The organism is Devosia equisanguinis (assembly GCF_900631955.1).
Taxonomy (GTDB): domain Bacteria; phylum Pseudomonadota; class Alphaproteobacteria; order Rhizobiales; family Devosiaceae; genus Devosia; species Devosia equisanguinis.
Genome location: NZ_UZWD01000023.1, coordinates 186,664 through 211,142, shown reverse-complemented (window position 1 = coordinate 211,142; position 24,479 = coordinate 186,664). Strand labels below are relative to the sequence as shown.

Annotated in this window: 30 protein-coding genes; 10 read left to right on the top strand and 20 right to left on the bottom strand. The window is 61.9% G+C overall.

Features of this window, described 5'->3' with window-relative positions:
* Positions 1-68: 68 nt before the first annotated feature.
* Positions 69-371 carry a hypothetical protein gene (locus tag DEVEQU_RS08825; protein WP_206437812.1) on the top strand — a complete coding sequence of 101 codons (303 nt, stop codon included), beginning with the start codon at positions 69-71 and terminating at the stop codon, positions 369-371.
* Positions 372-486: 115 nt separating this feature from the next.
* On the opposite strand, the gene DEVEQU_RS08820 is transcribed toward DEVEQU_RS08825, so the two are convergent.
* From DEVEQU_RS08820 to DEVEQU_RS08795, 6 genes are all read right to left on the bottom strand, one after another.
* Positions 487-1,434: an adenine nucleotide alpha hydrolase family protein gene (locus DEVEQU_RS08820; protein ID WP_126150212.1), complete on the bottom strand. Its 948-nt coding sequence runs from the start codon at positions 1,432-1,434 to the stop codon at positions 487-489.
* Complete coding sequence (locus tag DEVEQU_RS08815; protein ID WP_126150211.1) at positions 1,434-2,387, bottom strand: ArdC family protein; 954 nt, start codon at positions 2,385-2,387, stop codon at positions 1,434-1,436. Before DEVEQU_RS08815 ends, DEVEQU_RS08820 begins: the two co-directional genes overlap by 1 nt.
* A gap of 158 nt (positions 2,388-2,545) precedes the next feature.
* Positions 2,546-2,803: a hypothetical protein gene (locus DEVEQU_RS08810; protein WP_126150210.1), complete on the bottom strand. Its 258-nt coding sequence runs from the start codon at positions 2,801-2,803 to the stop codon at positions 2,546-2,548.
* A 163-nt stretch (positions 2,804-2,966) separates the two neighbouring features.
* Positions 2,967-4,391, bottom strand: coding sequence for an IS1182 family transposase (locus DEVEQU_RS08805; protein ID WP_126150209.1), 1,425 nt, complete (start codon positions 4,389-4,391; stop codon positions 2,967-2,969).
* A 40-nt stretch (positions 4,392-4,431) separates the two neighbouring features.
* On the bottom strand, positions 4,432-5,385 hold the full coding sequence (gene dmeF / locus DEVEQU_RS08800) for a CDF family Co(II)/Ni(II) efflux transporter DmeF (protein WP_126150208.1): 954 nt from the start codon (positions 5,383-5,385) through the stop codon (positions 4,432-4,434).
* A 27-nt stretch (positions 5,386-5,412) separates the two neighbouring features.
* Complete coding sequence (locus DEVEQU_RS08795; RefSeq protein ID WP_126150207.1) at positions 5,413-5,685, bottom strand: metal/formaldehyde-sensitive transcriptional repressor; 273 nt, start codon at positions 5,683-5,685, stop codon at positions 5,413-5,415.
* A gap of 397 nt (positions 5,686-6,082) precedes the next feature.
* Here DEVEQU_RS08795 and chrA point away from each other — a divergent pair, with 397 nt between their 5' ends.
* On the top strand, positions 6,083-7,282 hold the full coding sequence (chrA, locus tag DEVEQU_RS08790; protein ID WP_126150206.1) for a chromate efflux transporter: 1,200 nt from the start codon (positions 6,083-6,085) through the stop codon (positions 7,280-7,282).
* Positions 7,283-7,491: 209 nt separating this feature from the next.
* Here the strand turns inward: chrA and DEVEQU_RS08785 are convergent, their stop codons facing one another.
* The 9 genes from DEVEQU_RS08785 to DEVEQU_RS08740 all read right to left on the bottom strand — a co-directional run bounded on the left by DEVEQU_RS08785 (position 7,492) and on the right by DEVEQU_RS08740 (position 14,956).
* The gene (locus DEVEQU_RS08785; protein ID WP_126150205.1) at positions 7,492-7,869 is read right to left on the bottom strand and encodes an XRE family transcriptional regulator; all 378 of its coding nucleotides are present in this window, start codon (positions 7,867-7,869) and stop codon (positions 7,492-7,494) included.
* A 255-nt stretch (positions 7,870-8,124) separates the two neighbouring features.
* On the bottom strand, positions 8,125-9,012 hold the full coding sequence (locus tag DEVEQU_RS08775) for a HEPN domain-containing protein (RefSeq protein WP_126150204.1): 888 nt from the start codon (positions 9,010-9,012) through the stop codon (positions 8,125-8,127).
* Between the two features lie 9 nt (positions 9,013-9,021).
* The gene (locus DEVEQU_RS08770; protein WP_126150203.1) at positions 9,022-9,837 is read right to left on the bottom strand and encodes a hypothetical protein; all 816 of its coding nucleotides are present in this window, start codon (positions 9,835-9,837) and stop codon (positions 9,022-9,024) included.
* Between the two features lie 8 nt (positions 9,838-9,845).
* Entirely contained in the window at positions 9,846-11,609 is a 1,764-nt protein-coding gene (locus DEVEQU_RS08765) for an ABC-three component system protein (RefSeq protein WP_126150202.1), read from the bottom strand.
* A complete protein-coding gene (locus tag DEVEQU_RS08760) occupies positions 11,606-11,851 on the bottom strand; it encodes an ABC-three component system middle component 6 (RefSeq protein WP_126150201.1) in 246 nt (81 codons plus the stop codon). The genes DEVEQU_RS08765 and DEVEQU_RS08760 overlap by 4 nt, the downstream gene beginning before the upstream one ends.
* Positions 11,848-12,762: an ABC-three component system protein gene (locus DEVEQU_RS08755; RefSeq protein WP_126150200.1), complete on the bottom strand. Its 915-nt coding sequence runs from the start codon at positions 12,760-12,762 to the stop codon at positions 11,848-11,850. Before DEVEQU_RS08755 ends, DEVEQU_RS08760 begins: the two co-directional genes overlap by 4 nt.
* Positions 12,755-13,135, bottom strand: a complete 381-nt coding sequence (locus DEVEQU_RS08750) for an XRE family transcriptional regulator (protein ID WP_126150199.1) — start codon at positions 13,133-13,135, stop codon at positions 12,755-12,757. The genes DEVEQU_RS08755 and DEVEQU_RS08750 overlap by 8 nt, the downstream gene beginning before the upstream one ends.
* Positions 13,136-13,245: 110 nt before the next feature.
* Positions 13,246-13,548 carry a helix-turn-helix domain-containing protein gene (locus DEVEQU_RS08745; protein ID WP_126150198.1) on the bottom strand — a complete coding sequence of 101 codons (303 nt, stop codon included), beginning with the start codon at positions 13,546-13,548 and terminating at the stop codon, positions 13,246-13,248.
* The gene (locus tag DEVEQU_RS08740; protein ID WP_126150197.1) at positions 13,541-14,956 is read right to left on the bottom strand and encodes a tyrosine-type recombinase/integrase; all 1,416 of its coding nucleotides are present in this window, start codon (positions 14,954-14,956) and stop codon (positions 13,541-13,543) included. The genes DEVEQU_RS08745 and DEVEQU_RS08740 overlap by 8 nt, the downstream gene beginning before the upstream one ends.
* Before the next feature lie 245 nt (positions 14,957-15,201).
* Here DEVEQU_RS08740 and DEVEQU_RS08735 point away from each other — a divergent pair, with 245 nt between their 5' ends.
* Both DEVEQU_RS08735 and DEVEQU_RS08730 read left to right on the top strand, forming a co-directional pair.
* Entirely contained in the window at positions 15,202-15,588 is a 387-nt protein-coding gene (locus DEVEQU_RS08735; protein ID WP_223214154.1) for a RidA family protein, read from the top strand.
* Positions 15,588-15,878, top strand: coding sequence for an ASCH domain-containing protein (locus DEVEQU_RS08730; RefSeq protein ID WP_126150196.1), 291 nt, complete (start codon positions 15,588-15,590; stop codon positions 15,876-15,878). The genes DEVEQU_RS08735 and DEVEQU_RS08730 overlap by 1 nt, the downstream gene beginning before the upstream one ends.
* Positions 15,879-15,887: 9 nt before the next feature.
* Here the strand turns inward: DEVEQU_RS08730 and DEVEQU_RS08725 are convergent, their stop codons facing one another.
* Positions 15,888-16,877 (bottom strand): hypothetical protein, encoded by a 990-nt coding sequence (locus tag DEVEQU_RS08725; RefSeq protein ID WP_126150195.1) that lies wholly within the window; start codon positions 16,875-16,877, stop codon positions 15,888-15,890.
* 117 nt (positions 16,878-16,994) lie between these two features.
* Positions 16,995-17,654: an RluA family pseudouridine synthase gene (locus DEVEQU_RS08720; RefSeq protein WP_223214153.1), complete on the bottom strand. Its 660-nt coding sequence runs from the start codon at positions 17,652-17,654 to the stop codon at positions 16,995-16,997.
* A gap of 67 nt (positions 17,655-17,721) precedes the next feature.
* On the opposite strand from DEVEQU_RS08720, the gene DEVEQU_RS08715 reads away from it, so the two are divergent.
* Both DEVEQU_RS08715 and DEVEQU_RS08710 read left to right on the top strand, forming a co-directional pair.
* On the top strand, positions 17,722-18,690 hold the full coding sequence (locus tag DEVEQU_RS08715; RefSeq protein ID WP_126150193.1) for a hypothetical protein: 969 nt from the start codon (positions 17,722-17,724) through the stop codon (positions 18,688-18,690).
* A gap of 69 nt (positions 18,691-18,759) precedes the next feature.
* Positions 18,760-18,942: a CsbD family protein gene (locus DEVEQU_RS08710; RefSeq protein WP_126150192.1), complete on the top strand. Its 183-nt coding sequence runs from the start codon at positions 18,760-18,762 to the stop codon at positions 18,940-18,942.
* Between the two features lie 32 nt (positions 18,943-18,974).
* On the opposite strand, the gene DEVEQU_RS08705 is transcribed toward DEVEQU_RS08710, so the two are convergent.
* Positions 18,975-19,502: a dihydrofolate reductase family protein gene (locus DEVEQU_RS08705; RefSeq protein ID WP_126150191.1), complete on the bottom strand. Its 528-nt coding sequence runs from the start codon at positions 19,500-19,502 to the stop codon at positions 18,975-18,977.
* A gap of 112 nt (positions 19,503-19,614) precedes the next feature.
* Here DEVEQU_RS08705 and DEVEQU_RS08700 point away from each other — a divergent pair, with 112 nt between their 5' ends.
* The 3 genes from DEVEQU_RS08700 to DEVEQU_RS08690 all read left to right on the top strand — a co-directional run bounded on the left by DEVEQU_RS08700 (position 19,615) and on the right by DEVEQU_RS08690 (position 21,497).
* Positions 19,615-20,151, top strand: coding sequence for a methylated-DNA--[protein]-cysteine S-methyltransferase (locus DEVEQU_RS08700; RefSeq protein ID WP_126150190.1), 537 nt, complete (start codon positions 19,615-19,617; stop codon positions 20,149-20,151).
* A gap of 3 nt (positions 20,152-20,154) precedes the next feature.
* Positions 20,155-20,634: a CYTH domain-containing protein gene (locus DEVEQU_RS08695; protein WP_126150189.1), complete on the top strand. Its 480-nt coding sequence runs from the start codon at positions 20,155-20,157 to the stop codon at positions 20,632-20,634.
* Positions 20,635-20,744: 110 nt separating this feature from the next.
* Positions 20,745-21,497, top strand: coding sequence for an SDR family NAD(P)-dependent oxidoreductase (locus DEVEQU_RS08690; RefSeq protein WP_126150188.1), 753 nt, complete (start codon positions 20,745-20,747; stop codon positions 21,495-21,497).
* Between the two features lie 47 nt (positions 21,498-21,544).
* On the opposite strand, the gene DEVEQU_RS08685 is transcribed toward DEVEQU_RS08690, so the two are convergent.
* Together DEVEQU_RS08685 and DEVEQU_RS08680 are read right to left on the bottom strand one after the other, a co-directional pair.
* Positions 21,545-22,108 carry a gluconokinase gene (locus DEVEQU_RS08685; RefSeq protein WP_126150187.1) on the bottom strand — a complete coding sequence of 188 codons (564 nt, stop codon included), beginning with the start codon at positions 22,106-22,108 and terminating at the stop codon, positions 21,545-21,547.
* Entirely contained in the window at positions 22,077-22,847 is a 771-nt protein-coding gene (locus DEVEQU_RS08680) for a glucose 1-dehydrogenase (RefSeq protein WP_126150186.1), read from the bottom strand. The genes DEVEQU_RS08685 and DEVEQU_RS08680 overlap by 32 nt, the downstream gene beginning before the upstream one ends.
* A gap of 202 nt (positions 22,848-23,049) precedes the next feature.
* Here DEVEQU_RS08680 and gndA point away from each other — a divergent pair, with 202 nt between their 5' ends.
* Positions 23,050-24,468, top strand: coding sequence for an NADP-dependent phosphogluconate dehydrogenase (gene gndA, locus DEVEQU_RS08675; RefSeq protein ID WP_126150185.1), 1,419 nt, complete (start codon positions 23,050-23,052; stop codon positions 24,466-24,468).
* The last annotated feature ends 11 nt before the right edge of the window (positions 24,469-24,479 follow it).

Here is a 24,479-nt window from a genome sequence, read left to right as displayed (position 1 = left end):
GGCGCGGTTCCCAGTGTTCACGCGTGTTCAACCGTCCCGGCGCCAGTCGGGGCGGCGGGGAATTGTCTATGGACGCTATGATTTCTGGCTTGAGAAATCCGCCCTGGGCGGACTTGGCGCGCGTTCTGCGCCGATGGCTGGGCGCGTCGCCAGCCCGCCATGTCCGCTTTTCCGAGGCGGACCGGGCCGTCATCACCGCGCAGGGCAAGACACTGATGCTGTTGGCGACAATGCTTCACGCACGGGGCGTGATGGATATGGAGGAGTTCGCCGGCACGCTCGGCGTGTTCAGCGTGGTTGTCGCTGAGGACAACGCGGCCGAAGGCGATATTCTCGCTGTCTGGGCAGGGTTGATGAAGGACGGCCGGTAGGCTGAGCGTCGTAGCGCAAGGCTGCAAGCTGACGAGCCGGAAACGCGGAAAACCGCAGAACCGGAAAGCCGGAAAGCCGGAGAAGCGGCTTTGCGCATCTGCGGCTTTCAGGGAATCAGACCCCGCACATGCCCTCGCACTCGTTCGGCCAGAGATCGAGCTGGCCGCGGTCGCCGGCCGTCGATAGGTCGGCATGGTCGAGCGGCACGGCGGAGCGGTGCAGATAGACTTCGGCGCGGATGCCGCGGAAACCGGTGCGGATGGCGGCGTCGACCGACACGGCGTCCGCCCAGGCTTCGGGATCATGATCGCGCATCTGTCGCCAGTGATCGTCGGAATGAAACGGACACCCGATGCAGGCGCTCTTGGGCGGCGGAGGATAATCATGCCGTTCCAGCCAGCGCAGGCAATCCTGTCGGGTCAGGCCCCGCTCGATCAGGGGCCAGCGGTTGACCCGCCAGCTCTCGAAAGAGGGTTTCATGCGAAGCGCCTCGTCGAGTGAAATCCCGATCCATTGTTCGGCGACCGGCGACGTGGGCGAGCGCCGCCCTGCGATGCCGAGCAGCTCGCGCACTTTCCGCCTGATCGGCACGATCTTGTAGTCTCCGGTGCATTGGCGGCGGATCATGCCGATGCTGGCCCGCTCGGTCGCCACGATGCGGGAGCCGACGACGACGAGATCGCCGTTTTCATCCTCGTCATAGACGGGAAGCTCGCTCCCGGCAGGCGTCACGGTGCGGGTGAAGGCTGGAATGGATGCCCAGCGCTCGCCCTGTGCGCCGGCGATGAGGTCGGCGCGTAGATCCCCGGCCGAGACGATATGGACGGGAAACGGCAGGACATTGGGCGACCGCAGCCAGGCGAGATGGTCATAGACGGCCTGCGGCTCCCACCCGGTATCGGCGAAGATGGCGCAATCGGGCATGGGGCCGACTTCGCCATGCGCCGCCATCAGCGCCAGCGTGGTGGACTGGACGCCGGCGCCGAGGCTGAGGACGCGCAGGCGGATGTCGGCCGACTGCGCGGGGTCGGGGACGAAACCCGGAAAGGCGAGCGCGTTCATCACGCCGCCTCCCGCTCGTCGTCGTTCTGGTCGATGCTGCCGGCATCCGGCAGGAAGCTGAGAAGCCAGTCGGCCGCCTTGCTGGCTTGGGAGGCGGCTCGGACGATGGCGCGGTTGTCTTCGCGCAGGACGTCGAGCCAAGAGCCGATATAGTCGGCATGGCGCACGGTCGGGACGATCCCGAGCGCGGCGCAGCTATAGGCCGAGATCAATTCGGCGGTGATTTCCTCGACCGAATAGAGCTTCGAGCCGAAGGAGCCTGAGAGGTTCCGGTTCAGCCGGTGCTCTGCGCCGCTCGCGTGACCGAGTTCATGCAAGGCCGTCCGGTGCCAGTTGATCGGCTCGAAATAGGCGGCCGGCGGAGGGACTTGCACGTAGTCGAGCGACGGAACGTAGAACGCCCGGTTGCCGCCAATGCGGAAATCGATGCCGGTCGCTTTGATGAGCGCCTCCACCTGGGGCTCGATCATGCCGGGCGGCGGCGGCGGCGCGGTCGCCTCGATGTCTTCGGGCAGGTCGTCGCATTGCGCCGTGTTGAATACCGTGAAGCGCTTCAGGAACGGGATCGCCTGCGCTTCCTCGCCAGCCTCGAAGGCGCGGCGCTTCTCGTCCTCCGGCGTGAAGCGGTCGGCATAGACAACGGTTGTGCCGCGCTCGCCCTTGCGGACATGGCCGCCGAGCGACAGTGCCTGGCGGAAGGTGAGCCAGCCCTGGCCGGGAAAGCCGTGCTCGATGACGGCTCCCCAGAGGATCAGGACATTGATGCCGCTGTAGCTTCGCGAAGTTGCGGCGTTGCGCGGCAGGCCAAGCGGGGCCTTGGCCGCCGACGTGCCCCAGGGCTGGACCCACGGCACGCGGCCGGCTTCCAGCTCGGCGATGATCTTGTCGGTGACTTCGTCATAGAGGTTCGCCCGGTCGGCTCCGGCACGAACGCGGCGATCGTTTCTGGACATCGCGGCTCTCCGCGACGGGCGCCGGAAGCCTCTCCTCCAGCTCTCTACCCGTCACGGCAAAACCGGTCCGCACTCTCACTCTAATAGTTCAGGCACTGCATCGTGTGGTCGGGCAGCGCCATGATTGGCGCGGTGCGATCAAGTGAAACGGCGCGTGATCAAGCAGTGCGCTCGGACCGCCAGTGGCCATCTTGGCCCTTGGCGAGCCGCCAGTTCCGCGCGGTTACGAGCGTGCCGCGGGCGGTGCGATAGTCGGGAACGGTGAGACGGATGGAATCGCCTTCGGCGCGCCATTCCGCGATGACGGTGACGCCATCGCCGAACTCGACTAGGCAGTCGGGCGCGGCCTTCCCATCATCGTCGACGGTGACGCGGCCTTTCCGAAAGGCATGGCTATGAGGAAACAGGAAGCGCATTCGGGCGCTTTCTCCTTCTCGGCGTCTTACGCCTTGAAGATCGCGCTGGACGATCGCCTGACAAGGGGGCGTTGCGGGGCAGGCTGTGCAAAAACGCGAACGTCAGTGGCGGCAGATCGGCAGATCGGCAGATCGGCAGATCACACCGGCGCGAAGGGGCCGATCAGCATCGTGCCATCAGCGTTGTTACCCCGAAGGCGTTTGAGGCACGGATAAGGTTGAAGGCGAGAACCGAGAGCGCTGCTTCCGCCTTCACTCGCCTTAGTCCTCGTGTCAGGAAGCGCCCTCCGCCGGTCATTCTTTTGATCGTCCCGAAGGGATGCTCGACGGTGCAACGACGAACCTTCATCAGATCAGCATTCTCGTGGATCCGCCGTTCCATTCGGTCGAGCGCGCCCTGGTCCACAAGCCGGTGGATCGTGCGCTGGTATCCAGGCGTGCATTGTCCTTTGATCTGGCAAGTCTGGCAGGCCGGTGTCCGGTATCGAATGGCGCGATTGCGGGTGTGCTTGCCCTTCGGGTGCATGATGGCTCCGGCCGGGCAGCGTATGGTGTCTGTCCCTTCGTCATGAACGAACTGTATGGGCCGGAAGTATTCCGCGCTCATGGCGCCCCGTTTGATCGGGGCGGCGACGCGAACGCCGACCTGTTCGCAACGGGCAACTTCCTGGGCGTTCGAGTATCCCCCATCGGCCAGAACGTCTAGTTCGTCGACTTCGAGAACCTCTTTCGTGGCCATCGCCATCGGGTGAAGCAACTGGCTATCGTTGGCCTCGTTGGCGACATCTTGATGAACGATCAAGCCACTTTCGACGTCGACGACACTCTGCATATTGTACGCGGGGAACTTCGGTGCGCGGCCATAGCCCATCGGTCTTGCGTCCGGTTCTCCGAAGACGACAACATCCGTGTCGTGATCGCCAAGCTCGGATTGCCGCCGCTCAAGTCTCGCCTTCCGACGCTCCAGCGAACCGATAGCCTGGGCAAAGGCCTCACGATGCACAATCTGATCCGCGATCCCTTGGGCCGTATGCTCATCGGCAATGTTGAGACGGTCGAGATAGTAGGCGATTTCCGCTTCGGTATGCGCAATGTCTCTGGCAAGGCGTTCGGCCCCGGCAATGTTCTTGGCGCTGGCCACCGCCCGCATCTTAGTGCCATCCAGCGCGACCTTGGCGCCCGCGATCAGCCCGGCTTCGCGACAGAAGCGAATGAAGGCGGCACCTGCGCCGACAATGGCTTCCGGGTTGTCATGCCGGAATGCGGCGATCGTCCGGTAGTCGGGCGACATGCGCCGCATCAGCCAGATCGCCTCAAGATCACGCTCGCAGGCACGTTCCAATTGTCGCGAGGAGCGAAGCTGGTTCAGATAGCCCCAGACATAGAGGCGCAGCATGTCGCCAGGGTGGAAGCCCGGGCGTCCGGTCGTCGCCGAGACTGTGCGACCGAAGCCGAGTGCCGCAAGATCGAGAGTCTCGACGAACGCGTCAACGACCCGGACGAGCGCCTCGGGGGCAACATAGTCGTCAACGCAAGGAGGAAGCAGGCTGGGTTGATGGCGGTCGTGACCTTCGATGAAGCGGGTCATAAAACTTCCTCCGGCGGGCCTCGTTCAATCCATTTCGGATTCAGGCGGTGACATTCACCCGCTCGACCTCGATGGTGATGTGGGAGAGTTCGTGTATTTCCGCGAGGCGAGCCTTGTAGTCCGACGGTTCGCGGGGAGCGCTCGACACCAGCGATATGATGGCGGCGTGGTGTCCTGGCCCGACCTGCCAGACATGCAGATCTGCGATCCGGTCGGCCTCGGTTTCCAGCGCCTCGCGGATTTCCGCGGGCAGATCCTCGTCATCGGGAAGCCGATCTAGCAGGACTGCGCCGGAATCGTGGATCAGCCCCCAGGACCAGCGCGCAATCACCAGCGCGCCGACAACGCCCATGAGGGGATCGGCCCAGAGCCAGCCATAGCTGCGCCCGGCCAACAGCGCCACGATGGCCAGGATCGAGGTCAGCGCGTCGGCCAGCACATGCAGATAGGCGGCGTGCAGATTGTTGTCGCGTGTATGCTCATGGTGGTCATGATCGTGATCGTGCGCATGATGGTGCCCATGGTGATGATGGGAATGATCGTCCCGAAGCAGCCAGGCGCAGACAAGATTGACGGCGAGTCCGACCACAGCGACGGCGATCGCTTGCTCGAAGCTGATCTCCACCGGATTGGCCAGCCTCAACAGGCTCTCCCAGCCGATCAGCAGCGCGATCAGGGCCAGGACGATGGCGCTGGCAAAACCACCAAGATCGCCTAGCTTGCCGGTGCCGAAGGTGAAGCGACGATCATCGGCGTGGCGGCGTGCGTAGAGGTAGGTCAGCGCGGTGATCAGCATCGCGCCGGCATGGGTGGACATGTGCCAGCCATCCGCCACCAGCGCCATCGAACCATAGATCGTACCCGCAACGATCTCGACGACCATCATTGACGCGGTCAGGGCGATGACCAGCCAGACCCGATATTCATTCCGCTGGTGGTCGCGCCCGAGGAAGTTATGATCGTGGGTATGCATAGAGATGTCGACTTCGGACATGGCTTTAGCTCCCGCCGGTACGCCGGCTTACTTCATGTAGGTTCGGATGACTTCGATCAGTTCTTCGCCGCCCTGCTTGCGGTCGGCGTCGGTTTCGGCGTGAAGCACATGCTCGCGCAGATGATCCTCCATCACCTCGGCAGTCAGCCCGCTCATTGCGCCGCGGGCGGAAGCGAGCTGGCGAAGGATTTCGCCGCAGGGTTTCTCGGCTTCAAGCGCGCGCTCGATCCCCTCGATCTGACCTTTTAGACGGCGCACTCGCGCAATCAGCTTCTCTTTGTCGCGGATGGTGTGAGACATGGCGATGGCTAACCTCGACTTCTTATGGTATGGGGGACTATACTATATTAGATAGGATTGGTGAAGCCATGGAATGGACTGAAGACCAGATCGAATGGACCGCCGACGGCAAACCGGTCACGGTCGGTCTGACGCGCGCCGGTACTGGTCCGGGTATTCTGGCGACACCGCAACGGCCATGCTCATCGCCCTGCAGCAATCTACGTGATGGAAGAATTGGAAACTTTCATTCTGTTGACACGCGATGCCTCTACCCGTCGAACCGAGCGCTGTTCGGAGCACGGGGTGAGCGGTGATGTTCTGGTGGCGGGTCAACCTGACCGCGGCGACCCTGAATAATCCTCACGCGCCGATAGATCATCGCGCGCGAGAATGACCAACCAAGGAAGCCTCCTGAATGAAACCCAGCCCCCAGCAATTGCAGGCAAGCGTCTCCGAAGTATTCCGCGTCTTCCTGAAGCTGGGGCTCACCTCGTTCGGCGGCCCGATCGCGCATCTGGGCTATTTTCGCGACGAACTGGTGACACGGCGAAAATGGCTGAGCGAGAGCGCCTATGCCGATCTAGTGGCACTGTGCCAGTTCCTGCCGGGTCCCGCCTCCAGCCAGGTCAGCTTTGCGCTTGGCTTGATACGGGCGGGTTGGGGCGGTGCCTTTGCAGCTTTCCTCGCCTTCACCCTGCCATCTGCCCTGATCCTTCTCGCCCTCGCCATGACGGCAACACGCCTCGAAGGCCCGCTTGCGCTCGGTGTCCTGCATGGCCTCAAGATCGTCGCCGTCGCCATCGTGGCGCAGGCCGTATGGGGCATGACCAGAAACCTCTGCCCCGACAGAGCGCGCGCGACTATCGCGGTCGCAGCCGTGCTTGTGCTCGCCTGGGCGCCGGGCGCGACCGGAATGATGGCCGCAATCTTCCTCGGCGCGATCGCCGGGCTCGCCTTGAGCAAGGGACAAGTCGCGACAGGCGCGCATCTGCCTGTGCCGGTTTCACGGACAGTGGGCCTCACGGCCTTTGTACTCTTCGCCGCCTTGCTGATCGGCCTCCCGGTGCTCGCCGGGCAGGCGCAGGGATGGGCGCTGGCCGACAGCTTCTATCGCGCCGGCTCGCTGGTTTTTGGCGGCGGACATGTCGTGCTACCGCTGTTGCAGGCGGAAACCGTCGCCCCGGGATGGGTGTCCGATGACGCCTTCCTCGCGGGTTATGGTGCCGCGCAGGCGGTACCGGGACCACTCTTCACCTTCGCCGCCTGGCTCGGGGCGGTCATGGGACCGGCGCCGAACGGTGTCGCTGGTGCAGCAATCGCTCTTGCCGCACTCTTCCTTCCGGGCTTTCTCATCCTGATCGGCGCGCTCCCATTCTGGGATCAGTTGCGTCGTACAGCAAGGGCGCAGTCGGCTATGCAGGGCGCCAATGCAGCCGTCGTCGGAATCCTCGGCGCTGCCCTTTATTCGCCTGTCTTCACAAGCGCGATCGCCGGCATGCCAGACTTCGCGCTGGCCATGATTTGCTTCGTAGCGCTGGTGGCTTGGAGAACTCCCCCATGGGTTGTGGTTTTGCTGGCGGCCGTGGGTGGAACTGCCCTTGGCCTGGTGACGTAAAGCTATGGAGTGCTCATTCTGTCAGACCCCAGGGCACCGATCGAACCAAGCTGAATACGATCGCGCACATCACCGCGAGTGAGTAAAATCCCAGATCAGCAATATGGGGTTGGTTTTTGCACAGCCTGGGGGTCTCCCCGCAGAAGGGGGTGTGCCGGCGACCTCGGCGCCGGCCAGGGGGAAGGCTTTCCCCCTTCACCTGAATCTGCTCACCTGGTCCCGGCCTGCTTCCGACGACGGGCCACGGTACGAACGCCAGCACTATCGCCCATGGTCATGTCACCCAGGCTATGGAGATGAAGCGCCGGATGCGATGGCAGCTTTACCGTGAGTTCGAGCTTGCCGCCGATGGCTTCGACATAGCTGCGTAGCGTCGAGAGATACATATCCGCCTGCTTCTCGATCTTGGACACGGACGGCTGCTTGATGTTGAGAGCCGATGCGATGTCCTCCTGTGCCTTGCCGGCGATTTGGCGCAGCTCGCGCAGACCCTCGACCTCCTGCCGCAGTTGCTGATAGTGCTCCTCAACTGCCGCCTGTTCGTCCGCGGGAAGCGCGGCAATGATTTCATTCAGGCTTCGTGCCATCTCAACGTTCCTTCTTTGCGGATTTCAGGCTTTCCACATGCTCGGAAAACCGGAGATCCGCTTTTGCGATGAGCTGCCGGTAGAACCGCTGCTGACTCTCGCCGGATGCATCCGCCCGCTACGAGCCCGATAATGTCATTTCACCGTTCATAGCCTCAAAGCTATGCCGGATCAACAAAACGACTCGCGACCAAGCGAGTGATAATCCACTACGGAGTACCACCCCGATCACTCGACACTTTCTCAAGCGGACTTTCAGATCGCAAATGCGGGTCTCGGTCCCGGCCAATCGGGATCGGTTTCCATCTGGCTTGCGAGATCGGCTGCTGCGATCCGCCTCAGGCTAGACGCTGCAATGAACTGGACGCCGAGTGCCAACCTGACTACCGAAAGTCGCTTCAAGCCAGCGGGCTTGTATCGGCTGGCAACATAGGGCGGCAGGCTCACCACCACCGCTTGAACCCGCGCATCGTCGCGGTGCGGCCGTGCAGTAACCATACGCTGGGCGAGCACGGCCAAGTTATGGCCGTCCTTGCCTTTTCGGAAAGAGTCGGGATCAACACCATCCCAAACCAATGTTGCCTTTATGGATAGCTCTGCGGCCATGCAGATCGGCTGTACCACCGAGTCGTGGCTGAACGCGGTAGGCAATGTGTTCGCCACGTCTTCGAGATTCGACCCTGCCATCCGCCAGAGCGTCACCGCGTCAGCATTGCCTTGATCAACCTCGTTGAGACCCATTGTGAAATCGTGAATGTCCGCGCCAGCAAAGGCGACGTCAGCGGCGATCGACCTATCCCGGCGGCACCAATTCCACCATTCTTCCGCATTCTCGAAGCCAGTCATCTGCCACGGCTGGAGAGAATTCTGACCGAACACGACGGGGAAAACGGCCTTTCGCACCTGATCGACCGAAGCTACTAATCCGATTCCGGCGCCGGGCCAGTTCGTCGCAACTTCCGGCATCATGGCTGCATAAGCATCCATTATGCGTTTGACCTCGGGATTGCCGCCCACACCCATCACGAAACTGGAGCCGAGCAGCTCCATCGCGGCCCGGAATGGCCGTTGGTGAATGTGAACGCCATCCTCGGCGTATTTCAGATCCAATCGGCGCAGATCGTCCGCCGTCCACCTACTCATTTGCGCCTCCTACCGCCCGTTGGCTAAGCGCCGGAGGAAGGTTCGCGCGGTAACGAGCACGACGTGGAGACGGAAGGTGCTGTGATCCTCGTCTGAAAGACCGGGGTGCGATCCTTCGGTGTGCAGCATCTTGAAAAGGCCATTGACGTAGTTCTTCCCGTCTCCGGTCCATTCATTGCGGCTCGTCGACAGGAAGCCGATTTCCGCCAGCAACGCCCGGCGATTTTCGGAGCTGGGCCTTTTCGCTGCATCTTCCGGGCGGACGTTGCGGGCAATGTTGTCGAACAGGCTTTCAAGGAATGTGCGAAGCTGTCCGTTGCAGGCAGCCCAATCGCCGCGGCTGTGCGCCTCGATCGCTTGATCGAGATGACCGAGTGGGGTCATGAAAGCGAAGGATTTTAGGAGCCGATGCACTTCATCGTCGGTTTCGGGAAGCTGGATTTCTCCCGGCAGCGCGGCTCGAATGGTTGCGTTCCGACCATTGTCGTCCCAGACCAACACAAAGGCATCGCGGGCAAGCCCACGGGCAAACGCCGTCTGCAATGGATGAATCGCGTCGGGTTGTGCCAGCAGCGCCGCTTGGCGCACGACGGCTTCGCCGAGCGTCATGCGACCATCCAGCGTGTCGAGGATTGCATCGGCGCGCTGGACGACAATGCGTCCAAGCAGATCGCATTTTTTCGTGACGCTGATGCCGGTATCCGACGAAATCTCATCCTCAAGCCCGAGACGAAGCACGACCTGGTTGAAGCGCGCCTGGCTGTGCAGTTCGAGCAGTTCGACGGCAGCAACCAGGGTCGGACGGGTGAAGGGAGCTGATCGCATGGGCGGGGCTACTCAAACCGCAGGCCGAATAGCCCCCCAGTGTCGGTCGCGTCGGTCAGCTTCGTGTCCATGACATAGGAGCGGATATCGAACCCGGCCTTGAACCCTTCACGCGGCAGCGCGTCGGAGTTCATTGTGACAATGTACTGAAACCCGGCTGCCTCAGCCCGTTCCGCGCCGAGTTGCAACGCCTTAGCAACCTGCCTTTCGTCCACCCCATCGAATAGATGGCTGTCATGGACCAGAAAGCCGGGACCGCGCCCATTCTTCAGGCTGATTTCGGTCAACATGAGATCGAAGCAGAATATCTGCATATTGGTGATGCCCTTGCTTCGTTGTCCATCGATATGGACCTCGAATTGGGGGCCGCTTCCGGTCTCGCCAATCGTTAGGCTGCCCGCCTTTTCGTAAAGGGACTCCGAGAGCGACTCGAAAATGAGGATAGCCTCGCGGATGATGTCGGTCCGCTCGTGGATATCGTCGCGTAGCGCCTTGGTCAGGTTGGCCCGTTCGATGTCGAGTTCAGCCTTGGTGCTTTCGATCCGTTCAGCGGTATCGAGCCGCTGGCGAAGTCCCTCGACCTCAGCCTCGGCTCGGCCGGCTTCTTCGCGCAGCGATGTATAATGTTCGAGTGCTCCACCGGAGCGCAGGACACCCATTATCTGACGCCGCCGCCGGTCGCGATCGACTGTGCGCTGATCGCGTTCAGCGATGCGAGCCTCTGCCGAGGCGATCTCGGCGGTCAAGTGCGCGCGCCGGTTCTCGATGATGGTTCGGTGGAAGCGCTCCACCTCGTCAAAACGCCGCCGCACCATATCGGGGAGGACGACGCCGGCCTCCGCATAGAGTTTCGTAACGTCGCCCAAGTCGGGCGCATCCTCACCGACCAGCGAAGCGCGAAGCTGTTGCAGGAGATCGCCGTCGATCACATTCTCGACGTTCATCCCGTCAATTTCGCGCGTAATTTCGTTCGCCTCACGCTCCAGAGCTTTGTATTCCGGCACTACCTCGAACGTTTCAAGCTGCTGGCGAAGCCGCACGGCACGAGCCTCCGCGACAGTCAGCTTCGTTCTGAGGTCGGCCGCCTTACCGAAGAACCGGCCAAGGTCGCCGCTACGGGCGGCCTTACGCAGTTCCTGAGCGACCTTCTCCTGCGCGCGCAGTTCTTGAAAGCGGCCGGGGATGCTCCAGTCGAGGCCAAGCAGATAGCAGATCGAGACCTGCTGATCCCACGCCTGCTGCATCGCCGAATGTTGCATTGGCTGCTGAAAGCCGCCGCTGTTCTGACGGCGGACGAAATAGGAGAAGAGCGAGCGGAACGACGGCTGGAAACGCTCGGCTTCGTCCCCTGCCGAAATGGGCAGGCCGAACCAGAGCTGGCCGAGGTTGGCTTTCCAGTTCTCGTTCGACAACTCGAACAGGCCGGCGCGCGTGTCGAACTGCGGCGGGATTGGCCAGTTCTCGACGGCGCCATTGATAAAGATCCGACTCGGCTTGGCGCCGCTACGGGCCGCCGAGGTGGTTTCTTGCGCTATGTCGACGGAGACGTCGAAGGTCCACGTCGTCAGCGCATCAGAACGGAAGATGCTGTCCTTGCGGGCGTCAGCGCCAAACAGGAAATGGACCAACTCTATGAAACTGGTCTTGCCCGCGCCATTCCTCGACTGGCGATCGTTGGCACCCTCGCTCTTGTCAGCCAATAGGATGTTCAGACCCGGCTTGAAGGTCAGTGTCTTGAAAGACGCGAGGTCGCTGCCGAAACGGCGGATCATGGCTGAATCCTCCGCACCACGCCACGATCAAAGTCAACCGCACCAATCGTGAAGAGCAGGTCAAGCGAGAGAATGAACCACTGATAGTCAATTGGAGCATTGGGCGCATGAAGCGAACGGCGTCCGCGCATCTCGTCCCATAGCCGCGACATGGTCATCGGTCGCTTTAAAATATCGAGAACCTCTGCCCCAACGCCAATGAGCGCGCGATCAGGACGGACATGCTTTGTCGGGAGGATCATGATGCCTCCACAGAAATGATGGTCGGATCTTCGAAGATGTCGCAGCTATCAAAAAAATAGGAGAGGACTGCCAGCGCCGCTCCCTGACGCTTCGGCTCGCCGTTGAAGCCGGCGTAGTCCTGAAGATGCTTGAAAATCGTGTCGGCCGGAAGATCGAGAGCTTTCAGCTCAGCGTACCGCAGTCGGAAAGCCTCGGCGATGCGTTCGCCGAGATCAGGACGGGGAATTTTCTGGAAGAACGTATCAACGAGCGCCGATTTCCGCCTGCCAATGCGCAGAAACAGGCCCGATTCCTCGGATAGAGCGTTTTTTTCCAGCTTTTCCGGCGACGGCGGCGTCAGCGGCGGATCGCTTGGATTGGGCTCCTGCCGCTGGAGCGCCTCAATGATCGGCACCAGATCAGACATGACGAGGCGATCCACGATCGCTATCGAAGCCGCAGGACCGAAGAGGGCCTGAAGCGCGGCCAGATCGAGCATCATGGTAAGATCGAGCAACTCCGGCTCGGACCAAGTGGTAATCTGCAGCGGCGCATGAGCCTGACGAAGGCCGTCGAGATGCTGAACCGCGTTCGGGGGGAGTCCGCGCCCGTCGTTATGGACGAAGACCCACTCCTGCATGTTGCCGTTCCAATGGGCACGGGCACCGTGAAAGTCTTCATCGACTTTGGCGATGAGGTCGGCTTCCTTCATGGCATCGGGGGCGTAGCACTGGAAAACCGAGCCGGAGCTGATCCGGCGGCCATCGCATTTCAGGTCCCCATAGGGACCGTAGGGGCGGACTTCCTCGAAATCAGCGCCGAGGGCATGGCCTGCGAGAAGCACGAACCAATCCTGAAAGGCGGCGCCTTTCTTGGTGTGAAACGCCAAACGGAAACGATCGACGTAGATGGACCGCTGCAACTCATCCATGGCGCCGCCTTGACGTCGGATCGCCGCTCTTCTTCCGCACCGATGCGGCTCTGACAGGCGCAAGATCGCCAAGATGATGAATCCGCAGCACCGGCCGCTTGGGCAGCTTGACGGTCAGCTCCAATTCGCCGCCGACGGCTTCCACGTAATTGCGCAAAGTCGAGAGGTGCATGTCAGTCTGCTTCTCGATTTTGGAGACGGATGGCTGAGTAATATTCAAAGCGGAAGCGATATCCGCCTGAGCTTTGCCCGTGATCTGACGAAGTTCGCGCAAACCCTCGACCACTTGGGTCATACCCTGTTGACGCGCATCTATGACGGCCTGCTGGTCATGAGGAAGGCGAGCAACGATATGATCGGTGCTTCTACCCATCTTGCTGCCTTTCCTTAACTAGTGTTGGCGTGGTGACGTTACTGCCAAAAGACGATCAGCGAATGCCGTGATTCTACCGACAATTAATCTGCGCCTGTATAGCTTTAGGGCTATGTTCGGTCAACGGAAAGGACGCTTGGCGCGTCCGGCGAGGCTGCCGTGGATCGGCGGCAGCTCGCGGCCCAGGTATCGAGATCTTCTACGGAATAGCGGACCCACTTGCCGAACTTGTGGTAGGCGGGGCCGCCGCCGAGCGAGCGGTAGCATTCGAGCGTGTGGGCCGACAGCGCGAGGTATCGCGCTGCGGCTTCGGTATCGACGAAGCGGATGGGGCCGGCATCGTCGACGAATTGGGAACGACGCAGAATTTCGGGCGTCGGCCAGCGGCGTTGAGCTTTGGCTTCCTCACGCATGATCGGCCACCTCCGGCTCGGAGCGCTTGCTGCCGGGCGGCAGGGTCCGGTTCTCACCGCTGCGGTGGCGGAACGGCCGGTAATTTCCAACGCGCGTGCGCGAGGCGTATTTGCCGTCCTCGAACCCGAGCGGCTTGCCGTCCGGGCCCAGGATCGCGGGTGCCGACCCGCCGACCGGCGCGATAGACGGCGGCTCGATGACGGGCGGAGACGGTGGCGCGGGCGGCTGATGCTCGACGCCGATGACATTCAGTCGGCGCCGCGTCACGGCTTCCGCCGCCGCCCGGACAGGCTCGTCCTCGGTGTGGACGTAGCGCATGAACATGGTCACCGTCTTGTGGGCAGTGAGCGCCATGCCGACCTTCACCGGCACGCCGGAATTGGCGATGTCGGTGGCGGAGCGATGGCGGATGCCATGGGTGCCAACATGAGGAAGGCCGGCCCGCTCCAGAATGCGCTTCCAGCCCTGATAGTAGGTATAGGCCGACATCGGCTTTTCCGGGTCGAAGATCGAAGGGCAGACATAAGGCGAATCCACCACCAGCGGCGCGGTCTCGAACAGGCGCAGAGCCTCAGCGCTCATCGGTTTCGACATCCCGCCGGTCTTGCTGTCCGGCCAGACGACGCGGCGGTTGTCGAAATCGACCCAGGCCCATTCGAGTTCGGTGATCTCCGACATGCGGGCGGCAAACTCGAACTGGAGCCGAATGGCCAGAATGATGAACGGGTGTTCCAACCCTTCCGCCTCGGCGCGATCGAGATATTCGAAGAGTTTGCGCATCTCCCCATCGGTGATGAGGCGGGTCTTGCCGCGTTCGGGATATTTCGGGACGTGGCGGCAGGGATTGGAGCCATCAGGCCGCAATCCCCAGACTTCGGCCACATTGAACATTTTCCGGCACAGCGCCAGAACGCGGTTTGCGCTGGTGGGAGACTTCGCCATCTTCTTCATGAGATCGGCAATGTCAGCGCGCGTAACGTCCGGCACCTTCAAGTGGCCGAGCTTGGGAATGAGGTGGCGCTTGCCCCGTTCCCGATTGGACTGGACGGTAGAGGGCTTATTGCGGCCCTCCGAATAATCGGTGATGAAACGATCGAAGAGTTCTTTGACCGTTGGGGCCTGACGGATCGCCGTCCGCTCGGCGCTGGGATCGCCGCCGCGCCGAACCTCGGCAAGCCAGTCCTGTGCGATCCCACGCGCCTGTTCGACGGTGATCTCGCCGTAGCGACCAATGGCGGGCTTTCGGCGCTGACCGCTGTTCGTGACATAGGCGATCATGAAAGTTTTCCGACCAGCGGGAGTGACCTTCACGAGAAAGCCCGGTATCGTCGTATCGCGGAGTTCGTAGTCGCGTTCCTGCGGGGTTGCGGCGTCGACAGCAGTCTTGGTGAGCTTGATTTTGGCCATTCCTAACCTCCTTTGAGGCCGGATTTCAGGTGCAAAATAGGAGCACCTAGAAATCCAGCCGTGGCGTGTGCCCGGTTAGGTATGGATGTATTGATAGCCGAAAAAAGCTAGTGCCTACAGTCGGTTATCGGGAAATCGGATACCCCCGGATAAACAAAGGATAGGCCATCTGGGCTCGCTTAAAATCCGGAGGGGGTAGCCCCGTGCGGGTTCGAGTCCCGCCGCCCGCACCAAAAGAGTGAAAGATGGCCATGATCGAACGCATTGAAACCGGTATTGCGCCGTCATCGGCGCCCATCAGCGATGCGGTGCGGGCGGGCAAGCATGTGTGGCTGGTAGCCATTGCCGAAGACCCGGTGAGCGGCGAGATCGTCGCTGGCGGGATCGAGGCGCAGGCGCGGCGCTGCATTCAGAATCTGGAGATAGCGGTCAAGGCTGCAGGCGGTAGCTTGCGCAATCTGGTCATGGTGCAGATTTTTCTCATCGACAGCGCCGACGCATCCGGCATGAACGCGGTCTATCGCGAGTTCTTTACCGAGCAGCCGTTTCCGGTTCGTGCCACGGTGGTGGTCAAGGAACTGCTGGCCGAAGGCCTGCGTATCGAGATGACGGCAACGGCGGTGCTGGGCTGATGCTGCTCAAACGCGACCTGCTCGAAGACATCAAGGCCGGCAAGGTCGATCTGATCTTCCGCCGCTGGAATCGACCGACCGTCAGGGCCGGTGGCACACTCAAGACCAAGGTCGGGCTCCTGGCCATCAAGTCGATCAGGGATATAAGCCCCGACGATGTTACAGACGCCGACGCCCAGCGCGCCGGCTTCAAGGATGTTGATGACTTCCGCCGCTGGCTCGATACGATGAAAGATGGCAGCCTCTTCCAACGCATCGAAGTTGCCTATGCCGGAGAGGCCGAGGCCTGAGGCGCAGGACTACAGAAATTCCAGCGGTGCGAATTGGCGCCGCAGGATGGCGCTGGTGAAGCTTAGCAATAGGGCGTGGGCCGTCCCGCCTTCGTCGCCCTTGAACGTCAGGGTCAGCACCGCAACGTGCCAGTCTCCTGAAGAAATCATCTGCTGCCGCGGCACGTCCGGCACTTGGGGGAACCTTATCAGATAGCGACCGATATGCTCGAGGGCGAACTCGGCATCGCGTTCATCCCGATAGGGCAGTGCGATGCGCAGATGCGTGTCTCCATGCAGGCGGTCGATGCCCATCGCCGCGATCGGGAATGGGGGAAAGACGAATTTTCGTCCACTGTCAGTGGCTTGCTGGTAGATGCTGCCATCCAGAATCGCCTGACTTGTCGTCTCCAGCGTGCTCAGCACTGCGCCGCTCCAACCGATCGCGGCCTCCGTCGTTCCTGATCCGCGCAGCGCGTTGAGGGCATCGAACACCGCAACCCACTCCGGACGCGCCTTGGCCGCCTTGGGTGACAGCGCGGTTAGCGCTGTTTCAATGCCCGCCCATGACGGATTGACCAGAACCATGTCCTCCACAACCGCGACCCTTTGCGCTCGCCCCATATCGGCGGCAAGGGGATCGGCGTTTCTGGCCTGGGACAGGTCGAGCGAGGCGTCTTCTCCATTGGCCAGAACCGCGATGCTGCCGATGTCCCGGCTGTCAAAACCGCGTGCTGCAAGCGTTGCTGCAGTGTCGGCTGCAAAGCCGTTCTGTCCGAAAAGAACGTTCGTGGTGTTCAATCCATTGCCGATCGAGAGGACGGCATAGACCCTGCGGAAATCAATGCCGGTCATCGGATCGATCGACTTGGCGGAGATCAGGGTTCGCCCGATGGCGATATCCTGTGGCAGGGTGAAATCGATCGTCCTCACGCCGATAAATCCCAGGGGCGGGGCGACGTAGAGAAAGCTCGGGCCGTCGTTTTGCTCTATGGGAATGGCCGCGGCAAAGCGCGCCACCTGGTCATAGGCGTGGCTCGGCGCCAGGCTGACGAGGGCAATGGCAAGGGCAATGAGAGGTCGCATAGACATTCTCCGTTGCTATCATCATGCCAGCAGAAACAGACTCTGCCAGCCCTAGAACGGGGTGGGCGCCGAGAAGGTCATGAACTCTTCGGTGGTCGGGTGGGTGAACCCGAGCTCGGCGGCGTGCAGTTGCAGCCGGTCGGCAGCGGCAAAGTCCTCGCCTTCGGAATAAAATGCATCGCCCAGAATCACATGGCCGATGGCCTTCATGTGAACTCGCAGCTGATGGGTGCGGCCCGTCAGCGGCACCAGGCGGACGCGCGTTGCCTTGTCCTCGCGCTCCACCACTTCCCACTGCGTCTGCGCCGAACGGCCATTGTCATAATCGACCCGCTGGCGCGGCTTGTTCTCCCAATCCGTAGCCAGGGGTAAATCGATGAGGCCGCTATCCCTCTCGATGATGCCTGAGACCCGAGCGACATAGCTTTTGGTAGTCTTGCGGTGCTCGAACTGGCTGCCGATGCGCCCATGGGCGCGCTTGTTCAGGGCGAGCACCAGCACGCCCGAGGTATCCTTGTCGAGCCGGTGACACATGCCGGCCGTTGGCCAGGTCCGGCGGGCGCGGTATTCGATGCAGTCCCAGAGGCTGGGGTCCTTGCCCGGCACGCTCAGAAGTCCGCTTTGCTTGTCCACGACCAGAATGTCATCATCGACATGGATGATGTTCAGGTAGGGTTCAGTCGGCGGAAAGTAATCGATGAGGGTGGGCATGGGACCGGGCATGAGGCCCTGTACCAGACATCGGCCCCTTTGACCAAGGGCTTGAGGGACAACAAGCATGTGGGACTTTTCAATCAGCAGGGGGCTGGGCCTGATGGCCCGCACCTGGCCATTCGTCGTGTTCCGAATGGTGGTCTATTTCGGTATCGCAGTGGCCTATGTGGTGGCCACCGGCGCAGGTGCGGGCGTGGGCTGGGGCGTGGGTGCCTTTGGTGACGCCGAATTCCAGGCCAGCAGCGCCGTCTGGGGCGGCATTTTCGGCTTCGGGCTTACCGCGGGTGTGCTCTATTTCCTGCGGGAATACATTCTCTACATCGTCAAGGCCGGCCATATTGCGGTGATGGTCGAATTGCTGGAAGGCAAGTCCATTCCCGATGGCCGCTCGCAGATCGATTATGCCAGCGGCGTGGTCAAGGAACGCTTCGCCGAGGCCAGCGTGCTGTTCGGCGTGGACCAGCTGGTCAAGGGTGTCCTCGGCGCCATTACCGGTCTCGTGCAGGGCATTGCCTCGATCCTGCCTATTCCGGGGTTGCAGCAGATCGTCGGTATCGTGCGGGCCTTTCTGCGCATTGCAGTAGGCCTCGTCGATGAGGTGATCCTCGCCTATGCCATCAAGACCCGTTCCACCAATCCCTGGGAATCGGCCAAGACGGCGCTGGTGCTGTATGGGCAGAACTATCAGGGCATGCTCAAGAACGCCGCCTGGTTGACGATCATCACCTATGGGCTGGCTTTCCTGGTGTTTCTGATCATGCTCGCGCCAGCAGCGGCTTTGGTCTATCTCATCCCCGGCGCCTGGTCGGCCGGCGGTTTCGTCTTTGCGCTGCTTTTCGCCTGGGCGGTAAAGGTGGCGCTCATCGAACCCTTCGCCATTGCCTGCATGATGCAGGCTTATTTCAAGACCATTGAGGGACAGAACCCCGATCCGGCCTGGGACCAGCGGCTGACGTCCGCATCCCGGAAGTTCGGCCAGATCAAGGACAAGGCGGCCGGATGGACAGCGCGTCGGTTCGGCACGGCAATGTGATCGAAATGCCTGGGAACACCGGCGCTACCCGTCCGTTGTTGTGTTCGAGTTTCTTGAAAGGAGACCATCATGCATAAGGACGAAGTCAAAGGCGCCGGCAAGCAGGTCAAGGGTGCGATCAAGGACGCCGCAGGCGGCCTGACCGGCAACACCAAGCTGCAGGCCGAAGGCAAGATGGACAAGGCCGAAGGCAAGCTGCAGCAAAAGGCCGGCGAGCTGAAAGACAAGGCCGGCAAGGCCCTGAAGAACTGATCGAAAAGAGGGCCCCGCAAGGGGCCCTTTTTCTATGTGAAGCGGTAGTGCAGCCGGACGCAGCCCTTGTCGAGCGCCTTGGCAGACAGCAGTTTTGGTGCGGTGCGAAAGCCGGTCGCAGGGAATAGTGGTGCTCCACCCCCAAGCAATTCCGGCATGACATAGATTTCCAGTTCGTCGAGCGCACCGCGTTCCATGAACGCCATCTGCAGGCGCCCGCCGCCAAGCATCCACACGTCACCATCATCGAGGGCGCGCAATTCCGCGATCAAGGCATCGATGTCGGAGCGTGTCTCTAGCTCGCCCTTGGGGCTATCGATGCTGCCGCGCGTGACGACGAAGCATCGTAGCGCGCCATAGGCCCACGGGCTTTCATCCGCGGCCAGCCAGTCATAGGTCGCGCGGCCCATCACCACGGTGCGGATCGTGGCGACGAATTTGCGATAGTCGTGCTCACCCAGGTCCATGTCGTTGTATTTGAACAGCCAGTCGAGGCTTCCATCGGCGTCCGCGATGTAACCGTCGAGGCTGGCGGCGATGTATCCAACGATGCGGGCCATAGGCGATATCCTTTTGTTGTCGCCGCTCAGTGCCGGCCGACGGCGACAGAAGCTGTCAGCAGCGCCGTATCAGGTTCTGGTTTCTCTGCGGCGCGGCGCCTATGGTCTGAAAATGGGCACTGCAATCTTCGATACGGCATTGGGTGTATTCGGGCTGGGCTGGACCGATCGGGGTCTTTGCCGGGTTCTTCTGCCGGGTGATGCGCCGGAGATCATGGCCGAGCGTCTTGGGCGCAATGGCGCCCGGTTGGGGTCCCCGACACGTGAAATTGCGGCCCTGATGGATCGAATCGAGGACTATGCGGAGGGCGAGCGCGTGGATTTTTCGGGGGTGACGCTCGATCTGCGCGGGGCGCCGGAGTTCCATCGCCGCGCCTATGATCTCCTGCTCAGCGTGCCTTGGGGCGAGACGCGCACCTATGGCGACTTGGCGCGGCAACTGGGCGATGTGAACCTGTCCCGTGCCGTGGGGCAGGCGATGGGGGCCAATCCGATGCCGCTGGTTATTCCCTGCCATCGGGTGCTGGCCAGCGATGGCAAGCCGGGCGGGTTTTCGGCGCCGGGTGGAGCGGCATCGAAGGTGAAAATGCTGGCCTTGGAAGGGGTGTCGGTCGGCACGCCGGCCGGGCAGATGACATTCGGGTTTTGAGCGATGGGCGTCGAGATCGAACGGAAATTCCTGGTATTGGGCGATAGCTGGCGCGAGGCGGTGATCGGCAGTTCGGCCATGCGACAGGGCTATCTCTCCACCAGCGCCAAGGCCACCGTGCGCATCCGCATCGTCGATGATGCCAGGGCCTTCCTGACCTTGAAGGGGCCGACATCAGGCATTTCACGTGCCGAGTTTGAATATGAGGTGCCGCTGGACGAGGGCAGGGCCATGCTGGACATGGCAAGGCCGCATGTTGTCGAGAAGCGTCGCCATATCGTGCCGCATGCCGGGCTGACCTGGGAGGTCGATGTGTTCGAGGGCGCCCATGCGGGTTTGGTCATGGCCGAAGTAGAACTTGTTTCGGCCGACCAGGCGGTGGCCCTGCCGGACTGGGCCGGGCCTGAAGTCAGCCACGACGACCGCTATGCCAATGCTAGCCTGTCGCGCAATCCCGGCGTGCCGAATGCGACGGGATCGTGACAGGATTGGTGCTGTCACCTGAACGGCCTGTTCGCTCCGAAGTTTGACCTCGATCATGGAAGCGGTGGCGCAGACAGCCCACATGTGAGGGACAACCAAAGGAGTTTTCCATGACCAAGGATTTTGCAGGCAAGGTTGCCTTTGTTACCGGCGCAGCGTCGGGGATCGGCGAAGCGGTTGCCAAACAGCTGGCCGCGCGCGGCGCAAAGGTAGTGGTGGCCGATCTCAAGCTCGACGCCGCCCAGAAGCTGGTTGAGACCATCAAGTCCGCAGGTGGCGAAGCGGCTGCGGTCGCGGTGGATGTTGGCCAGATCGACCAGGTGGAGAAGGCGGTCAAGTTCACCGTCGACACCTATGGCAAGCTCGATGTGGCGGTGAACAATGCCGGTATCGGTGGCGATGCCGCTCCCCTCGGTGACTACACTTTTGAGGGCTGGCACAAGGTCATCGACATCAATCTCAACTCCGTCTTCTACTCGATGAAGTACGAGATCGCCGAAATGCTCAAGATCGGTGGCGGCGCTATCGTCAACATGGCCTCCATTCTTGGCTCCGTAGCCTTCCCGAACGCTCCGGCCTATGTCGCCGCCAAGCACGGCGTGGTCGGCATGACCAAGTCGGCCGCGCTGGATTATGCCAAGAAGGGCATTCGCGTTACCGCTGTTGGCCCGGGCTTCATCGATACGCCGCTCCTGGCGGCCGTGCCCAAGGAAGCCTATGACGGGCTGACCTCTCTCCATCCGATCGGACGCCTGGGCAAGTCCGAGGAAGTTGCGGCACTGACCCTGTTCCTGTTGTCCGACGCTGCGTCCAATATCACCGGCTCCTACCATCTGGTGGACGGCGCCTACACCGCGCAATAAGCGGCATAATCGGCAAGCCCCGGCTTATGGCCGGGGCTTACGCCATTTTACTGCCAGCGCTTAAAACTCTTGTGCTGGGGAAGCGCTGCCGTGACCGTGGTGACGATACGATTGACCGGATCGGTCACCGGCACTTTCAGGACATTCTCCGTGTCCGGATCGGGCACTTCCAGCGTCGCGAACTGGCTGTCGAGCAGGCTGGTCGGCATGTATTCGTGATGGCGCTTGGCCATGCGCTCGCCGATGACGTCGCGGCTGCCGTCGAGATAGACAAACAGCACCGGCTCGCCGGCCTTTTCGGTGATGAAGTCGCGATAGGTTTTGCGCAGTGCCGAGCAGGCGCCAACCGCGACGTTCTTCTTTTCCGCCGCCTCGACCAAGGCGGCGCTGAGCGCTTCCAGCCAGGGCCAGCGGTCCTCGTCGGTCAGCGGAATGCCGTTGCGCATTTTTTCGACATTGGCCTCGGGATGGTATTTGTCGCCATCGAGGAACGGCGCGTGCAGGGCGCGGCCGAGCGCGGCCCCGATCGTGGATTTGCCCGAGGATGACACGCCCATCACGATGATGATGCGAGCCGGTTCAAACTGTGGCTGTGAAGGCGCCGTCGACATAGAGAATGTGTCCGTTGACAAAGCGTGAGGCCTCGGAGGCCAGGAAGACGGCGGCGCCGCCCAGTTCTTCGGGCTGGCCCCAGCGCCCCATCGGGGTGCGGCCGGCGATCCAGCTGTTGAATTTTTCGTCCTTGAGCAGGGCCTCGTTCATCTCGGTGGCGAAATAGCCGGGGGCGATGCCGTTGACGTTAAGACCATGCTTGGCCCAGTCCACAGCCATGCCGCGCGTCAGATTGGCCACGGCGCCCTTGGTTGCCGCATAGGGCGCGATTGAGGGCCGGGAAAGCTCTGCCAGGAGCGAGCAGACATTGATGATCTTGCCATGCCCGCGCGCAATCATGTGGCGCGCCACGGGCTGGGCGACGTTGAACACCGAGGTCAGATTGGTGGTGACGATCTGGTCGAACTTTTCGGGCGGGAAGGCCTCGAGGGCCGAGCGGAATTGCATGCCTGCATTGTTGACCAGAATGTCGATAGGGCCAATTTCGTCTTCGATATGAGTAATGGCCTCATTGACGCTATCGCGACTGGTGACGTCGAAGGCGACGGCGCTGACATCGTGACCGCCATCGCCGAGATCGGCTGCGGCATTGCCGAGCGCGACGCTGTCGCGGGCATTGAGCACGACCGCCGCGCCTGCCTGGGCCAAGGCCTTGGCCATGGCGAATCCGAGGCCGCGGCTGGAGCCGGTGACCAGGGCACGACGGCCCTTGAGGTCAAACGGATTGCTTGGAGCCATGGCAGATGCCCTTTCTTTTGTGTGTGTTCATTAGTTTAGCGCTGCCAGGGGTACCAGCATTGTCAAAAACTTCCATACAAGAAGCGTGGCGTGTTCGAAAAGTGTGCATTCGGCCCTTCCTTATCCGCGCATATTGTGGTCATTTCGCCGCCGCGCGCTATGCGCTGCGTGCATAGTATGACGAATTCGGAAGGACTTGTGGATGTCGACAGCGGATATTGGCCTTATCGGCCTTGCAGTGATGGGGTCCAATCTTGCCCTCAACATCGCCGAGAAAGGGTACACCGTCGCCGTTCACAACCGGTCGCCGGGGCGTATCGACGAATTCGTCGCCGAGGCCAAGGCGCAGGGTCTCGATGGCAAGACCATTCCGAAATATGACCTGGCCGACTTCGTCCAGACGGTAAAGGCGCCGCGCTCGATCATCATCATGGTCAAGGCCGGCAAGCCGGTCGACGACATGATCGAGCAGTTGCTGCCCCATCTCGAGCCTGGCGACGCTATCATCGAATGCGGCAACTCGCTGTTCACCGACACGCAGCGCCGCTTCGACTATCTCAAGCCCAAGAATATCGGCTATCTCGGCGTCGGTGTGTCCGGCGGCGAAGAGGGCGCCCGTCACGGCCCCTCGATCATGGTCGGCGGCTCCAAGGAGCAGTGGCACAATGCCGAAGCGGTGCTGACCGCCATCGCGGCCAAGTTCAATGGCGAGAGCTGCTGCGCCTATCTCGGCGAAGGCGGCGCCGGCCACTTCGTCAAGACCATCCACAACGGCATCGAATATGGCGACATGCAGATGATCGCCGAAGTTTATGGCGTGATGCGCGACGGCCTGGGCATGACGGCCAAGGAATGCGCCGCCGTGTTCAAGAAGTGGAACGAGGGTCCGCTCAACTCCTACCTCATTGAGATCACCGGCCATGTGCTGGATGCGGTCGATGCCGAAAGCGGCAAGCCGCTGGTCGATCTGATCCTCGACAAGGCCGGCCAGAAGGGCACTGGCGTGTGGTCCGCCATCGCCGCCCAGCAGATGGGCGTGCCGGCCACAGCCATCGAAGGCGCCGTGGCGGCTCGCTCGATTTCTTCGCGCAAGGATGAACGCGTCGCGGCCGAGGCCGTCTATGGCAAGCCGAACCGCGCCAAGACCGATGTGACGCTCGAAGACCTGGAAAAGGCGCTGCTCGCCGGCAAGATCGTCTCCTATGCCCAGGGCTTTGCCGTCATCGCCAAGGCATCGGAAGAGAACGGCTGGGCACTGCCTCTGGCCACGATTGCGAAGATCTGGCGCGCCGGCTGCATCATCCGCTCACGCTTCCTCGATCAGATGAGCTCGGCCTATGCCAAGGGCGAAGCCACCAATCTTCTGGTCGTGCCCGACTTCGTCACCATCATGAAGGACAGCCATCCGAGCCTGCGCAAGGTGGTGGCCGCTGCCGCCGTCGGCGAATTCCCGATGATCTGTCTCTCGGCCGCACTGAGCTATTTCGACAGCTATCGTCAGGCCCAGGGCACTGCCAATCTGATCCAGGGTCAGCGCGACTTCTTCGGCGCCCACGGCTTCGAGATCGTCGGCCGCGGCACCGACCTGCACGGCACCTGGCCGAGCACTTTGGGCAAGTAAGCGCGCCGCGC